The organism is Streptomyces sp. WAC04114 (assembly GCF_019733245.1).
Classification (GTDB): Bacteria; Actinomycetota; Actinomycetes; order Streptomycetales; family Streptomycetaceae; genus Streptomyces; species Streptomyces massasporeus_A.
This window is the reverse complement of the sequence record NZ_JAIGQA010000196.1, coordinates 1-14,201: the sequence shown is the minus strand read 5'-3', so window position 1 is coordinate 14,201 and position 14,201 is coordinate 1. Positions and strand designations below refer to the sequence as shown.

Genomic DNA, 14,201 nt, shown 5'->3' with positions numbered 1-14,201 from the left:
GGGCGGCGGCATCTCGGCCGCCACGGCCGGATTGCCCGGCATGGTCGGGTTGCCCGGCATGGTCGGGTTGCTCGGCATCGTCGGGTTGCCCGGCACCGTCGGCTGCCCCGGTATCGCCACGCCCTGTACCGGAGTCGCCGCGGGCGCGGATGTCGCCGCGGTCGCCGGGTGCTGAACAGGCGGGGCCGGTGCCCAGGGGCCGGGTTCGCCGTAGGGCGGGGTGCTGTACGGGTCGGGGTCGTGCAGCGGTTTGGGAGCTCCCTCGGCCGACGCGGAGGGTGCGGCTGACGGCGCGGCGGAGGCGACCGGGACGTCCTGTTCGGCCTCCCGGGCGGCGGGGACCGGGGCGACGGCCTCCGCAGGCGCCTCGCCGGGGGCGGTCGAGGCGGCGGCAGGCACCGCCTCGGGACGCCTCAGCTCGTAGTCGCCGTCCTCGTCGGCCCGAGCCTCGGGACGGGCCAGCTCGAAGTCGCCATCACCGTCGGTCGGGTGCGCAGAGGCCGGCGTCGGCTCCTGCTCCCCGCCCCTACCGTCCGGGTCCCCCGAAAGGTCCTGCGGCCGTGGACGGCTCCACCACTTCGCCTTCGTGGGCTTCCCCTCGTTCATGCTCTCCCCACAGCCGCGGCACGGCTCGTCGCGGTGGCCGCAGTTCGTCGAATCGGCGCCCGGCCACACACCTCGGCGGCGGGCGACAACCCCCGGATTCAATCAGGTTCGCGGGCCGCTGCGCAGAGGCCGGTCAGTGAGCCGTGCGCGAGGAGGCGGAGGAAGAGGGGGACGAGGTCGGATCGAGCGGGGGCACGGCGAACAGGGGGGCCGCCATCTCGGGGACCGACGACCACGAGGTCAGGGCGGCCGGGGTGGCCGCTTCGAGCGGTCGTATCAGCGGGGACATGACCGCGGCACCGGCCATCACCGGGGCGGTCAGCGCGTGCAGCGCCTGGTGCCGGGTGGTGGACGGCACCCCGGGCAGAAGCGGGGCCGACACCTCGGTCGGGGCGACCGGGGCGTGGCCGAGCATGTTCTGGCCGTGCACCTGCCCGAGCAGCGGCGCCGTGCGGCGGCGCTGGGACTCGGGCGGGGTCGCGGCGCCGGTGCCCGGCGTGCGCATCGGTGTCACGTTGCTCCCCGAACCCTGACCGCCGCGGGCCTCCGTGTCGGTCGGGGCGATGGTGGTGACGCCGCCCAGCGCGATCGCGGCGAGGGAGACGGCACCGGCGGCGGCGAACGCGAACCGCAGCCGCGAGGAGGACCGGTCGCCGTCGGGCCGGCCCACGTCGTGGATGCGGAAACCCCTCCCCGAGGGGAGGTCGCGGTGGCCGCCGGGGGGCAGATCGCCGGAGTCGGAGGACAGGCTCCGGTCTCCCGGGGAGGCGGGCAGCACGGGCAGGTGCGGCCGGGACGGGGCGTACCCGAAGTCGAACCGCTCACCGCGCTTCACTCCGAAGGCGCCGGACGATCCGAACCGTCCGGACAGGCCGCCGGGCAGCCCTCCTCCGCCCGGCGGTGTGGCATCACCGTCCGGGCCGCCGCCCGCGGGTAGTCCCTGCAGGCGGGCCAGGAAACTCTCGGACGGGGGCGGCGGGGCCGCCTCAGCGAAGACGTTCTTCAGCCGGCGCTGTGCGTCCACTTCCGCCTTGCACTTCGGGCAGGTGGCCACGTGCGCCAGTACGCGCTCACGCGCGTCATGACCGAGCTCTCCGTCCACCAGGGCGGAGAGTCGGTCTCCCAGATGCTGCTCTGCGAGGTGACCCTCGGAGGCCTTCGGCCGAGATCCGCTCACGCGCTCGCGCCCCCTCCTCCCAGGGCCGGAACACGGGGCACGAAGGAGCGCCGCTCGGCACGCGCCTGCGGGGAGCGGTGCGCGAGGGCCTTGCGCAGCTGCGAGCGCCCACGGTGGATCCGCGAGCGGACCGTGCCGAGCTTGACGCCGAGGGTCGCGGCGATCTCCTCGTACGACAGCCCTTCGATGTCGCACAGGACGACCGCCGCGCGGAACTCGGGGGCGAGGGTGTCGAGGGCCTGCTGGACGTCCGCGTCGAAGTGCGCGTCGTTGAAGACCTGCTGCGGCGTGGGCTCCTTGCTGGGCAGCCGCTCGGCGGCGTCCTCGCCGAGCGCGTCGAAGCGGATGCGCTGCTTGCGGCGGACCATGTCCAGGAACAGGTTCGTGGTGATGCGGTGCAGCCAGCCCTCGAAGGTGCCGGGCGTGTAGGTCGACAGGGATCGAAAGACGCGGACGAAGACCTCCTGCGTGAGGTCCTCCGCGTCGTGCTGGTTGCCGGTCAGACGGTAGGCGAGCCGGTAGACCCGGCCGCTGTGCGTGCTGACGATCTCCTCCCAGGTGGGCGGAGTCCACGCCTGCCCGTCCGCGTCGGTGGAGAAGGTCGCGGTCTGGGCGAAGTCAGCGGCGTGACTGTGGTCAGCAGCGGTGTCGTTCACGGATGTCGGCCTGCCCGCCGATCCGAGGAAGCGCCGGAGCACTCCTCCGCGATCCACAGGCGCAGCCGCACCTCCCCTGTCAGCTCTGGTGGTGTCCAGTGGAGCCCCTACCATAGCCACCTCGCCCGTTAGGACCGGATAAGCGGTTTTACGAGAATTTGATGTGGGTGGATACCCCTCGTACTGCTGCGTTGGCACTTGCTCGCCGATCTGATCCACCGCCCACCCCCCGTCCCGACCCGCGCCACTTGCTCATCCCTTTAAACGACCGGTCCCATCTGCGGGTTCCCGTGCCCAACGGATACAGTCACGCCCAGGCATTCACGGGGACAGGAGAGGGTCATTACCGGCAACCGGCAGACGAGCTGGGCGTTCGCCGACGCCTATGTCGCCGAGGACGAAGCGCTGCACTGGGCCCGGGACCGCGCCCGTGAGGCAGGGCTGCGCTCGGTGACGCCCGGCACGGGCGCCGCGCTGCGGTTGCTGGCCGCGTCGGTCGACGCGAAGGCCGTCGCGGAGATCGGGACCGGCTGCGGCGTCTCCGGGATCCACCTCCTGCACGGTATGCGGCCCGACGGCGTCCTGACGACCGTGGACCCCGAGCCCGAGCACCAGCAGTTCGCCCGGCAGGCCTTCCGCGCCTCCGGCTTCGCCAGCAACCGGGCCCGCTTCATCCCGGGCCGCGCCCTGGACGTGCTGCCGCGCCTCGCGGACGCCGGCTACGACCTGGTCTTCTGCGACGGTGACCGCCTGGAGGTCATGGACTACCTCGCTGAATCGTTGCGTCTGCTGCGCACCGGCGGACTGGTCGTCTTCGAGGGCGCCTTCGCCAACGGCCGGACGGTCGACTCCGGACCGCAGCCCACCGAGGTGCTGCGCCTGCGGGAGCTGCTGCGCGCGGTGCGCGAGAGCCAGGAGCTGGTGCCGTCCCTGCTGCCGGTGGGCGACGGGCTGCTGTGCGCGGTCAAACGCTGACCGGATCGCACGTCGGCCGGATCACACGTTATCCGGGCGGGAGCCGGGTCAGGCGAGGGTCGTCGGTGGGGAAAACAGCCGCCCCGGCACCACATGTGATGCCGGGGCAACTGAAAGGGTATGGTCGCTTGCGCGTCAGCCGACGACCTTCTTGAGGGCGTCGCCGAGCGCGTCGGCCTCGTCCGGAGTCAGCTCGACGACGAGCCGACCGCCGCCTTCGAGCGGAACGCGCATGACGATGCCCCGCCCCTCCTTGGTCACCTCGAGCGGGCCATCACCCGTTCGCGGCTTCATGGCCGCCATGCTCGTTCCCCTTCCTGAAACCCAGCTCATCGTCAAAGCCGACGGCCCCTGAGAAGGGCACACGTGCGGTCCTTGTGGCAGGACACGCGACACCGGCATCGAACACATTGCTTCCAAGCCATTATCCCGCATCTCAGGACCCGATGACCAACATCAGTAGGCATCGCTTGGGCAACGCACGCGAGCAAAACCACTCAATTCGGCGATGAGACTGCGATACTCCGCCACCGCACACACGTCCGCCGAGCGAATCCGGGCGAGAATTCTTTGACGCAGGTCACACCTCCGGTCCGGTTCCCCGTCGGTGATCTCCGTCATGCTGTCCTGCAGACCCGGGGCGTACCGGCCGGTACGCCCCCGATCCGCGACTCGGAGGGGATACGCCATGACCGACACCGTGCTCTACGAGGTGAGCGACGGACTCGCGACGATCACGCTGAACCGCCCGGAGGCGATGAACGCGCTGAACGTGGAGGCCAAGGTCGCCCTGCGGGAGGCGGTCCGGTCCGCGGCTCAGGACCCGGCCGTGCGCGCGGTGCTGCTGACCGCCGCGGGTGACCGGGCGTTCTGCGTCGGGCAGGACCTCAAGGAGCACATCGGCCTGCTGGCGGCGGACCGGGAGTCCGGGTCGGGGCAGACCATGAGCACGGTGCGGGAGCACTACAACCCGATCGTGCGGGCGCTGGCCGGGGCGGCGAAGCCGGTCGTCGCGGCGGTGAACGGGGTGGCGGCCGGGGCGGGCTTCGGCTTCGCGCTCGTTGCGGACTACCGGATCGTGGCGGAGACGGCGTCGTTCAACACCTCGTTCGCCGGTGTCGCCCTGACCGCGGACTCGGGGATCTCCTGGACCCTGCCGAGGGTCGTCGGCCCGGGGCGCGCCACCGACCTGCTGCTCTTCCCGCGGAGCATCAGCGCGCAGGAGGCGTACGAGCTGGGCGTCGCGAACCGGCTGGTGCCCGCAGGTGAGCTGCGGGCGGAGGCCGAGAAGGTGGCGCGGGCGCTGGCCGAGGGGCCGACGGTGGCCCTGGCCGCGCTGAAGGAGTCGGTGGCGTACGGGCTCACGCACTCCTTGGAGGAGACCCTGGAGAAGGAGGACGAGCTCCAGACCCGGGCGGGCTCCTCCGAGGACCACGCGATCGCGGTCCAGGCCTTCGTCAACAAGGAGAAGCCGAAGTACCTGGGCCGCTGAGCTCGGGGCTCCAGCGCCGTCGGGGAGCTGCGGGACCTGTGCCGCCGGTCGCCGCCCACGCGGCAGAGCCACTGATCGACACGGGCCCGCGCCCCTTACGGGGTGCTTCTGGCCACACAGGTCTCCAGGTGATCGTCGACCAGGCCGCACGCCTGCATCAGCGCGTACGCCGTCGTCGGCCCGACGAACCGCAGGCCCCGCTTCTTCAGCGCCTTGGACAGGGCTGTCGACTCGGGGGTGACCGGCGGGACGTCGGAGAGCGTCTTCGGCACCGGGCGGCCGGACGGGTCGGGGGCGTGGGACCAGATCAGCTCGTCCAGTTCGCCCGGGGCCCACTCGGTCAGCGCACGCGCGTTGGCGAGGGTCGCGTCGATCTTGGCGCGGTTGCGGATGATGCCGGCGTCGGCCAGCAGGCGCTCGCGGTCCTCGTCGGTGAAGGCGGCCACCGAGGCGATCTTGAAGTCGGCGAAGGCGGCGCGGAAGCCCGGGCGGCGGCGCAGGATCGTGATCCAGGACAGGCCGGACTGGAAGGCCTCCAGGCTGAGCCGCTCGAACAGGGCGTCGTCGCCGTGGACCGGGCGGCCCCACTCCTCGTCGTGGTACGCCACGTACTCCGGGGCGGACAGAGCCCAGGGGCAGCGCAGCGCGCCGTCCGGGCCGGCCAGGGCGGTGCCGTCGCTCACGGCCGGTCCTCCGGCCGCTTGTCCATGGACACGTGGTGCTCCCCGGAGCCGGGCACCGGCCCGTGGGCGGCGGCCGACCGGGCACCGGCCAGGGCCGACTCCAGGTCGGCGATGCGGGCGTCGCGCTCGGCGAGCTCCGCGCCCAGGCGGCCGAGGGCGTCGTCCACGTCCGCCATGCGGTAGCCGCGGGCGGCGAGCGGGAAGCGCAGGCCCTCCACGTCCGCGCGGTCGACCGGACGGTCCGGGGGCAGCGGGTCCCGCAGCCGCTCGGGGGCCGCCTCGGGCAGCGGGCCGTTCTCGCCGCCGCCCACCACGGCGAGGGTCACCGCGCCGACCACGACGGCGAGCGCGACGACCAGGAACAGGAACATAACCATCGCGGGGCCCCCACGGTCGGATGGATCGGACTCCCCGGGAGTCCACCGAGTCGGATGTTGTCAGGCTCCGATCGTGCCATGCGAGTCCGACAGTTAGGGTCGCAGGCGGCGGAAGACGGGACGTACCAGGAAAGGTCACAGGGGATGCTCAGGCTGGGCAGGCGGCAATTCGGGACGCACGAGCCGGTGATCATGGCGATCGTGAACCGCACCCCGGACTCCTTCTACGACCAGGGTGCGACGTTCCGCGACGAGCCGGCCCTCGCGCGCGTGGAGCAGGCCGTGGCCGAGGGCGCCGAGATCATCGACATCGGCGGGGTCAAGGCCGGGCCGGGCGAGGAGGTCACGGCCGAGGAGGAGGCCCGGCGGACGGTCGGGTTCGTCGCGGAGGTGCGGCGGCGTTTCCCGGACGTGATCATCAGCGTGGACACCTGGCGGGCCGAGGTCGGCGAGGCCGTGTGCGAGGCCGGGGCCGATCTGCTGAACGACGCGTGGGGCGGTGTCGATCCCGGGCTGGCCGAGGTCGCCGCACGCTACGGAGTGGGGCTGGTGTGCACCCACGCCGGCGGGGCGGAGCCGCGGACGCGGCCGCACCGGATCGAGTACGACGACGTCATGGCGGACATCCTGGACGTGACCGCCGGGCTGGCCGAGCGGGCGCTCGCGCTGGGCGTGCCACGGGAGTCGATCATGATCGACCCGGGCCATGACTTCGGGAAGAACACGCGGCACAGCCTGGAGGCGACGCGGCGGCTGGACGAGATGGTCGCCACGGGCTGGCCGGTGCTGGTGTCGCTGTCCAACAAGGACTTCGTCGGGGAGACGCTGGACCGGCCCGTGAAGGAACGGGTCGTGGGGACGCTGGCGACGACGGCGGTGTCCGCGTGGCTGGGGGCGCAGGTGTACCGGGTGCACGAGGTCGCCGAGACGCGGCAGGTGCTGGACATGGTCTCGGCGATCGCGGGGCATCGGGCCCCTGCCGTTGCCCGGCGCGGGTTGGCCTGACCGAGGTGCCAGGGGGGCTCCGCCCCCTGGACCCCCGGCCTATGCCCTCGCGCCGCCCGAAACGGCCGCACCAAAGGCCGAGCTCGCAAAGCCCCTCAGCGCCCCGCCTCCTTCGACACCAGCGCCACCGCCTCGTCCACGTCGTCCGTCACGTGGAACAGCAGCAGGTCCTTCTCCGCCGCCTTGCCCTGGGCGATCACCGTGTCGCGGAGCCAGTCGACCAGGCCGCCCCAGTAGTCGCTGCCGAAGAGGACGATCGGGAAGCGCGTGACCTTCTGGGTCTGGACCAGCGTGAGGGCCTCGAAGAGCTCGTCGAGGGTGCCGAGGCCGCCGGGCAGGACGACGAAGCCCTGGGCGTACTTGACGAACATCATCTTCCGGACGAAGAAGTAGCGGAAGTTCAGGCCGATGTCGACGTACGGGTTCAGGCCCTGCTCGAAGGGCAGCTCGATGCCGAGGCCGACCGAGATGCCCTTGGCCTCGAGGGCGCCCTTGTTGGCCGCCTCCATGGCGCCCGGGCCGCCTCCGGTGATCACGGCGAAGCCCGCGTCGACCAGGCCCTGTCCCAGCCGGACTCCCGCCTCGTACTCGGGCGAGTCCGCCGGCGTCCGGGCCGAGCCGAAGACGCTGATCGCGGGCGGCAGTTCGGCGAGCGTGCCGAAGCCCTCGATGAACTCCGACTGGATGCGCAGCACCCGCCAGGGGTCGGTGTGGACCCAGTCGGAGGGGGCTCGCTCGTCCAGCAGCCGTTGGTCGGTGGTGCTGGCCTGCACCTGGCCCCGCCTCTGGAGGACCGGCCCCAGGCGCTTTTCCTCCGGCGGCTGCTTCTTCCCCTCGGGGTTGCCGGTCGCCATGTGCGCTCCCTCCGTCGTGCCTGTCTTTCCACCTCAGCGTAGATCTACGCGGGTTACGAACGAGGGACGTGAGCATGTCCGCGATGAAGCGCCGTAAACCCGTCGGCGTGCCGGTGGGGTCAGGCGGTCAGCCAGCTGCGCAGGCGTTCCTCGCCCGCGAGGATCTTGGCGATCTCCACGCGCTCGTCCCGCTTGTGCGCCAAGTGGGGGTTGCCGGGGCCGTAGTTGACCGCCGGGACGCCGAGCGCCGAGAAGCGGGAGACGTCCGTCCAGCCGTACTTCGGCATCGGGGTGCCGCCGACCGCCTCGATGAACGCCTTGGCCGCCGGGTGGGACAGACCGGGCATCGCCGCGCCGCTGTGGTCGACGACCTCGAACTCCTCCACGCCGCAGTCCGCGAAGACCTCACGGACGTGGGCGATCGCCTCCTCGGGCGTGCGGTCGGGCGCGTAGCGGAAGTTGACGGTGACGACGCACTCGTCGGGGATGACGTTGCCGGCCACTCCTCCGGCGATGCCGACCGCGTTCAGGCCCTCGCGGTACTCCAGGCCGTCGATGACCGGCCAACGGGGTTCGTAGGAGGCCAGGCGGGCGAGGATCGGGGCGGCGGCGTGGATCGCGTTGGAGCCCATCCAGCCGCGCGCCGAGTGGGCCCGCTCGCCCGTGGTCTTCAGCAGGACCCGCAGCGTGCCCTGGCAGCCGCCCTCGACCTGGCCGTCCGAGGGCTCCAGGAGCACCGCGAAGTCGCCCTCCAGCCACTCGGGGTGCGTCTCGGAGACGTGCTTGAGGCCGTTCAGCTCCGCGGCGACCTCCTCGTTGTCGTAGAAGACGAAGGTCAGGTCGCGGTTGGGGGCGGGGACCGTGGCCGCGATGCGCAGCTGGACCGCGACGCCGGACTTCATGTCGCAGGTGCCGCAGCCCCACAGGACGCCGTCCTCGTCGAGCCGGGAGGGCACGTTCTCCGCGATCGGGACGGTGTCGATGTGGCCGGCCAGGATCACCCGCTCCGAGCGGCCGAGGTTCGTGCGGGCCACGACATTGTTGCCGTACCGGTCGACCGTCAGGTGGGGCAGCGCGCGCAGTGCGGTCTCGACCGCGTCCGCGAGCGGCTTCTCGGTACCGCTCTCCGAGCGGAAGTCGACGAGTCGGGCGGTGAGCTCCGCGGCGTCCAGCGTGAGGTCAAGCGAGGTGTCGGCCATGCCGTCGACCCTAACGCGCCAGGACCGGGCGTCACTGTCCACACCCGGCTCATGCCCCTCCGTACTCTCCAGTACCTTGTACGGCGTGCCAGAGCCGTCCTCTCCCAAGCGTCGTGGCCGCCTCTTCCGATGCGGAGCCGCCTTCATGGCCCTGCTCGCGGTCGCCGGTTACCTCGTCGTGCAGTACGTCACCGGGGGCTCGGGTGGGCCCGGCTGCAAGGTGGTCTCCGGCAAGGGCGACGGAGCGTCGTACGAGTTCACACCCGAGCAGGGGGTGAACGCGGCGACGATCACCGCCGTGGGGACCGCGCGCGGGCTGCCCGAGCGGGCCGTGACCATCGCGCTGGCGACCGCGCTCCAGGAATCCGCCCTGCGCAACATCAGGCACGGCGACCGGGACTCCCTCGGCCTGTTCCAGCAGCGGCCCTCGCAGGGCTGGGGCACGCCGAAGGAGATCATGGACCCGACGTACTCGGCCGGTGAGTTCTACGACCACCTGGTCAAGGTGCCCGGCTACACCCGGCTGCCGCTCACCGTCGCCGCGCAGCGTGTGCAGCGCAGCGGTTTCCCGCAGGCCTACGCCAAGCACGAGCCGGACGCCGCGCTGCTCGCCGCGGCCCTCACCGGGCAGTCGGCGGCCACGCTGACCTGCGAGGGCCGTCCGGCCGCGACCCGGGCCTCGGGTCCGGACGGGGTACGTGCCGCGCTCGTGCGGGACTTCGGCCGGGATGTGCTGGAGCCGGCCGGTGCCGAGGTGGACGGCGGTGCGTCGACGGCCACGCCCGCGCCGTCCCCGAGCGCGGACGGGGACGGGGCCGGGGGGCGGACCGTGACCCTGCCGGTGACCGCCGACACCAGCTCGGCGACCGGGCGGAGCCTGGACCAGCGGGGCTGGCAGCTGGCGCACTGGGCCGTGGCCAACGCCTCCGAGCTGCACATCGCGCGCGTCACCTACGCGGGGCGCGAGTGGGTCGCCGGGACCACCGCCGGCCAGTGGCGGGAGTCCACGGCGAAGGGCACCGCGGGCGCGGAACGGGACGCCGACGCGGTCCGTGTCGTCACGATGGGCTAGATCGCGCACGGGTGCGGGGACTCACCCGAGAGGGTTACCCGAGGGGTCCCGCGGCGACGGGTGCGCAGGTTTTCACACCCTCATCCGGGAGGCGGCGAAATCCCTTGCGCGCACAGGGCTGGAAGGATTCGGCAGGGCTCCGCCCGGAAGTCACTTTGACCGTTTTCATCCGCAGCCGATAATGCGACACATTGCCAACTCTTTACGTTGCGGCGCCGCAACCTTCGCGGGCTTCGAGCGGTAGTCACTGCGTCCGAGCCGGGGTGATCCACAGCCGGTCGATCAACTGCCGGATCCGGTCGGACACTTCACGAAGCTCACTGTTCTCTCCCGTCGAAGGAGCACCATGTCCCTCCCCCTGACCCGCCGTATCGCCCGTGCCGCGCTGATCGTCGCTGCGGGAGCGGCTGCCGGGGTCGGTGCGGCCGGCTCCGCCAGCGCGGCCCCCGAGCTGCCCGCCGCCCCGAACCTTGGTGGCCTGACCGCCCTGGACGGGGCGAACGTCGGCAACACCGGCGACGGCGCGGCGCAGAAGGTCACCGAGTCCGCGGGTGAAACTGGCGGCAAGACCGTCAAGAAGGCGGTGCCAGCCGCGGACAAGACCGGCGGCAAGGCGGTCAAGAAGACCACGCCGGCGGCTCAGAAGGCGGCCGGTGACGCGGCGGGCTCCGCCGGGCAGCTCGTCGGCGACACGGCCGGTTCGGCCAAGGGCGGCGCGCCGACGGACTCCCTCACCAAGGGCGGCGTGCCGTCCGCGGACTCCCTGCCGGTGAAGAGCCTGCCGGTCGGCTGACGCGGCGGCGTTGTGACGTCGAAGGGGTCCGGGGAGCTTCCCCGGACCCCTTCGGTGTGCTCGGCCGCGGTCACAGCCGCTGTACGGCCGCCGCCACCCTCTCGTCCGTGGCCGTCAGCGCCACGCGCACGAACTGCGCGCCCGCCGGGCCGTAGAAGTCGCCGGGGGCCACGAGGATGCCGCGCTTGGCGAGGTGGTCCACCGTGTCCCAGCAGGACTCGCCCCGGGTGGCCCACAGGTAGAGGCTGGCCTCGCTGTGCTCGATGCGGAAGCCGTGGGTGACCAGGGCCTCGCGCAGCAGCTCGCGGCGGGAGGCGTAGCGCTCGCGCTGGACGCGCACGTGGCCGTCGTCGCCGAGGGCCGCGATCACCGCCGCCTGCGTCGGAGCCGACGTCATCATGCCGCCGTGCTTGCGGATCTCCAGGAGCGGTCCGAGGACCGCCGGGTCACCGGCCAGGAAGGCCGCGCGGTAGCCGGCGAGGTTCGAGCGCTTGGAGAGGGAGTGGACGGCGACGATGCCGTCGTACGAGCCGCCATTGACGTCCGGGTGCAGCACCGAGACCGGGTCGGCCTCCCAGCCCAGCTCCAGGTAGCACTCGTCGGAGAAGAGCAGGATGCCGTGCGAGCGGGCCCAGGCGACGATCCGGGTCAGCTCCTCCTTGGAGAGGACCTTGCCGGTGGGGTTCGACGGGGAGTTCAGCCAGAGGAGCTTCAGGCCCTCGGGATCCAGCTGCGTCGGGTCGTCGTAGGCCTCGTGGTCGGCGCGGGCCAGGCGGGCGCCGACCTCGTATGTCGGGTAGGCCAGGCGCGGGTAGGCCACCCGGTCGCCGGGGCCGAGGCCCAGCTGGGTGGGGAGCCAGGCGACGAGCTCCTTGGAGCCGACGATGGGCAGCACGTGGCGGTGGGTGACCTCTCGCGCGCCGAGGCGGCGCTCCACCCAGCCGGTGATCGCGTCGCGCAGCTCGGGCGTGCCCCAGACGGTCGGATAGCCCGGCGAGTCGGCCGCGGCCACCAGCGCCTTCTGGATCAGCTCGGGCACCGGGTCGACCGGGGTGCCGACGGACAGGTCGACGATGCCGTCCGGGTGGGCGGCTGCCGTGGCCTTGTACGGGGCCAGCTTGTCCCAGGGGAAGGTGGGGAGGCGGTCGGAGACTGCGGACACGGGGGTCGGGCTCACTTTCTGGCACGTACGAGCCGGTCACGGCAAACGCCTCGGCCCCGTACGGCGATCAGCGGGCTGATCGGGCCGTACGGGACCGAGGCGGCACGGAGTGCGGGCCGCTCTTACTGGTTCTGCGGCGGCAGCGCGGCGATGAAGGGGTGGTCGCGCTCGATCAGCCCCAGCTTGCTGGCTCCGCCGGGCGAACCGAGCTCGTCGAAGAACTCGACGTTCGCCTTGTAGTAGTCCTTCCACTCCTCGGGAGTGTCGTCCTCGTAGAAGATCGCCTCGACCGGGCAGACCGGCTCACAGGCACCACAGTCGACGCATTCGTCCGGGTGGATGTACAAGGACCGCTGGCCCTCGTAGATGCAGTCGACCGGGCACTCCTCGATGCACGCCTTGTCCTTCACGTCGACACAAGGCTGCGCGATGACGTAGGTCACGCTGTCGTTCCTCCTCGATAGGGCGCTGGCGGGCCTCCTCAGGCTCCGCCGCCTGGCGCGCGGGAGCGCGGCGTCGTCGATGCCCGCCCCTAGTATCTCCGTTCCTGGGCATGATCCGAACAGGAGGGGTGAACTGACCTGTGGAAATCTCTGCCGCCGGGCGACTCGAGGTCCGTATCACCACTGCTGACGTGGGCAAACGGGTCTCCGTGCGGAGCTTGATCGAACATGAGGCTCCGGGTGAGAAGTTCACCGACACGGTCGGTGTTCTCACATCATGGGACAACGGTGTGCTGCTGATCACACGCAAGAGTGGCGAGAGCGTCCGTATCGCGGAATCGGCGCTGGTCGCGGGCAAGACCGTGCCCGCCGCACCGGCGCGTCGCCGCGGTCCCGCCGCCACCTACGAGGAGCTGGCGCGGGTCGCCGCGCGGGCCTGGCGGCCCGTGGAGAGCGAGTGGCTCGGCGGGTGGGAGCTGCGGGCCGCGTCCGGGTTCACGCGGCGGGCCAACTCGGTGCTGCCGCTGGGCGCGCCGGACACGCCGCTCGACGAGGCACTGGACGCCGTGCGGCGGTGGTACGGCGAGCGCGGACTGCCGGCCTACGTCCAGACCGCGACGGGTGCCGAGGGCACGCAGGAGCTGCTCTGCGCCGAGCTGGAGCGGCGGGGCTGGGTGCGGGAGGTGACCGCCGAGCTGTGGGTCGGACCGCTGGCGTCGATCGCCGACCGGGGCGATCCGGCGGGGGTCGTGCTGTCCCGGCAGGCCGGTGAGGGATGGCTGACCCGGTACCAGCGCAAGGGCGTGAGCGAGGTGGCGCTGCGCGTTCTGGGGAGCGGGCCCTCCGTGTGGTTCGCGACCGTGCCCGGGGAGAGCGCGCAGGCGCCTCCCGCCGCCATCGGGCGGTGTGTCGTCGACGGGCGGTGGGCCGGGTTCGCCGCCGTCGAGGTCGACCCGGCGCTGCGGCGGCGGGGGCTCGGCACGGCCGTGATGGCCGCGCTGGCCCGGCAGGCGCTCGACGAGGGCGCGTCGGCCGCGTGGCTCCAGGTCGAGGCCGACAACGCGGCAGCGCGGGCGCTGTACGCCGGGATGGGGTTCGCTGTGCACCACGCCTACCACCACTACCGGGCGCCGGACGGCGCCGCAGCGGCCGGTAACCGATCGTCGTGAGAGGGCACGAGCCAGTCATGCGTCCCCCGTATCCCCCGTCCCCCGAGCGCTCCGCCGAGCTGCGGCGGCGGTTCGCCGAAGAGGCCCGGTCCGAGCGGCCCGATCTGTCGATGCTGTGCCTGCTGGTGGGCGCGGAGGCGGACGGGGAGCTGGACGAGGCCGGCCTGGACGCCGCGCAGGTCGAGCTGGACCGGCTGGCCGGGCTGCTGCCGTACCGGCCCGGCGGGCCGCGGGCGTGGGCGCTCGCCCTGCGGGAGCTGCTCGGTGAGCGGATGGGGTTCCACGGCACCCCCGCCGACTACCAGCGGCTGGAGTCCTCGCTGCTGCACGAGGTGCTGGTGCGGCGCAGGGGGCTGCCGATCCTGCTGTCGGTGGTGTGGCTGGAGGTGGCCCGGCGGGCCGGAGCGCCGGTGTACGGGGTGGCCCTGCCGGGGCATTTCGTGGTCGGGTTCGGGCCCGACGAGGGGCAGGTGCTCGCGGATCCGTTCGACGGCGGGCGGGTGCTGACGGGGGCGGACGCGGAGGTGCTGGTGGCCGG

General features: G+C 72.5%; 16 protein-coding genes and 1 pseudogene. 7 read left to right on the top strand and 10 right to left on the bottom strand.

Annotation, left to right across the window (positions count from 1 at the left end; all coding sequences use genetic code 11):
* The 3 genes and pseudogenes from K4G64_RS33445 to sigE form a co-directional block, all read right to left on the bottom strand.
* Positions 1-606 (bottom strand): annotated as a pseudogene (locus K4G64_RS33445) (protease); the annotation flags it as partial.
* Between the two features lie 133 nt (positions 607-739).
* A complete protein-coding gene (locus tag K4G64_RS33440) occupies positions 740-1,783 on the bottom strand; it encodes an anti-sigma factor (protein WP_221759675.1) in 1,044 nt (347 codons plus the stop codon).
* Positions 1,780-2,553 (bottom strand): RNA polymerase sigma factor SigE, encoded by a 774-nt coding sequence (sigE, locus tag K4G64_RS33435; RefSeq protein ID WP_221759674.1) that lies wholly within the window; start codon positions 2,551-2,553, stop codon positions 1,780-1,782. The genes K4G64_RS33440 and sigE overlap by 4 nt, the downstream gene beginning before the upstream one ends.
* A gap of 162 nt (positions 2,554-2,715) precedes the next feature.
* Between sigE and K4G64_RS33430 the strand changes: the two genes are divergently transcribed.
* A complete protein-coding gene (locus K4G64_RS33430) occupies positions 2,716-3,414 on the top strand; it encodes an O-methyltransferase (protein ID WP_269783204.1) in 699 nt (232 codons plus the stop codon).
* Between the two features lie 135 nt (positions 3,415-3,549).
* Here the strand turns inward: K4G64_RS33430 and K4G64_RS33425 are convergent, their stop codons facing one another.
* On the bottom strand, positions 3,550-3,717 hold the full coding sequence (locus K4G64_RS33425; RefSeq protein WP_003966491.1) for a DUF3117 domain-containing protein: 168 nt from the start codon (positions 3,715-3,717) through the stop codon (positions 3,550-3,552).
* A 385-nt stretch (positions 3,718-4,102) separates the two neighbouring features.
* On the opposite strand from K4G64_RS33425, the gene K4G64_RS33420 reads away from it, so the two are divergent.
* Positions 4,103-4,906: an enoyl-CoA hydratase/isomerase family protein gene (locus K4G64_RS33420; RefSeq protein WP_221759673.1), complete on the top strand. Its 804-nt coding sequence runs from the start codon at positions 4,103-4,105 to the stop codon at positions 4,904-4,906.
* A 95-nt stretch (positions 4,907-5,001) separates the two neighbouring features.
* Here the strand turns inward: K4G64_RS33420 and K4G64_RS33415 are convergent, their stop codons facing one another.
* The gene (locus tag K4G64_RS33415; protein ID WP_221759672.1) at positions 5,002-5,589 is read right to left on the bottom strand and encodes a DNA-3-methyladenine glycosylase I; all 588 of its coding nucleotides are present in this window, start codon (positions 5,587-5,589) and stop codon (positions 5,002-5,004) included.
* Positions 5,586-5,966 (bottom strand): DivIVA domain-containing protein, encoded by a 381-nt coding sequence (locus K4G64_RS33410; RefSeq protein ID WP_221759671.1) that lies wholly within the window; start codon positions 5,964-5,966, stop codon positions 5,586-5,588. Before K4G64_RS33410 ends, K4G64_RS33415 begins: the two co-directional genes overlap by 4 nt.
* Positions 5,967-6,110: 144 nt before the next feature.
* Between K4G64_RS33410 and folP the strand changes: the two genes are divergently transcribed.
* Entirely contained in the window at positions 6,111-6,971 is an 861-nt protein-coding gene (gene folP / locus K4G64_RS33405; RefSeq protein ID WP_221759670.1) for a dihydropteroate synthase, read from the top strand.
* Between the two features lie 95 nt (positions 6,972-7,066).
* On the opposite strand, the gene K4G64_RS33400 is transcribed toward folP, so the two are convergent.
* Both K4G64_RS33400 and dapE read right to left on the bottom strand, forming a co-directional pair.
* Positions 7,067-7,825 carry a TIGR00730 family Rossman fold protein gene (locus K4G64_RS33400; RefSeq protein WP_221759669.1) on the bottom strand — a complete coding sequence of 253 codons (759 nt, stop codon included), beginning with the start codon at positions 7,823-7,825 and terminating at the stop codon, positions 7,067-7,069.
* Between the two features lie 119 nt (positions 7,826-7,944).
* Positions 7,945-9,024, bottom strand: coding sequence for a succinyl-diaminopimelate desuccinylase (gene dapE, locus K4G64_RS33395; protein WP_221759668.1), 1,080 nt, complete (start codon positions 9,022-9,024; stop codon positions 7,945-7,947).
* A 145-nt stretch (positions 9,025-9,169) separates the two neighbouring features.
* On the opposite strand from dapE, the gene K4G64_RS33390 reads away from it, so the two are divergent.
* Both K4G64_RS33390 and K4G64_RS33385 read left to right on the top strand, forming a co-directional pair.
* Positions 9,170-10,096: a heavy metal transporter gene (locus K4G64_RS33390; protein ID WP_260461326.1), complete on the top strand. Its 927-nt coding sequence runs from the start codon at positions 9,170-9,172 to the stop codon at positions 10,094-10,096.
* Positions 10,097-10,442: 346 nt separating this feature from the next.
* Positions 10,443-10,889 (top strand): ATP-binding protein, encoded by a 447-nt coding sequence (locus K4G64_RS33385; protein ID WP_221759666.1) that lies wholly within the window; start codon positions 10,443-10,445, stop codon positions 10,887-10,889.
* A gap of 70 nt (positions 10,890-10,959) precedes the next feature.
* On the opposite strand, the gene K4G64_RS33380 is transcribed toward K4G64_RS33385, so the two are convergent.
* Together K4G64_RS33380 and fdxA are read right to left on the bottom strand one after the other, a co-directional pair.
* On the bottom strand, positions 10,960-12,051 hold the full coding sequence (locus tag K4G64_RS33380) for a bifunctional succinyldiaminopimelate transaminase/glutamate-prephenate aminotransferase (protein WP_221759665.1): 1,092 nt from the start codon (positions 12,049-12,051) through the stop codon (positions 10,960-10,962).
* Positions 12,052-12,173: 122 nt separating this feature from the next.
* The gene (gene fdxA, locus K4G64_RS33375) at positions 12,174-12,494 is read right to left on the bottom strand and encodes a ferredoxin (protein ID WP_030669097.1); all 321 of its coding nucleotides are present in this window, start codon (positions 12,492-12,494) and stop codon (positions 12,174-12,176) included.
* A gap of 140 nt (positions 12,495-12,634) precedes the next feature.
* Between fdxA and K4G64_RS33370 the strand changes: the two genes are divergently transcribed.
* Together K4G64_RS33370 and K4G64_RS33365 are read left to right on the top strand one after the other, a co-directional pair.
* Positions 12,635-13,663 (top strand): GNAT family N-acetyltransferase, encoded by a 1,029-nt coding sequence (locus K4G64_RS33370; protein WP_221759664.1) that lies wholly within the window; start codon positions 12,635-12,637, stop codon positions 13,661-13,663.
* Positions 13,664-13,680: 17 nt separating this feature from the next.
* On the top strand, positions 13,681-14,201 hold a 521-nt coding region (locus K4G64_RS33365; RefSeq protein ID WP_221759663.1), incomplete at its 3' end, for a transglutaminase-like domain-containing protein.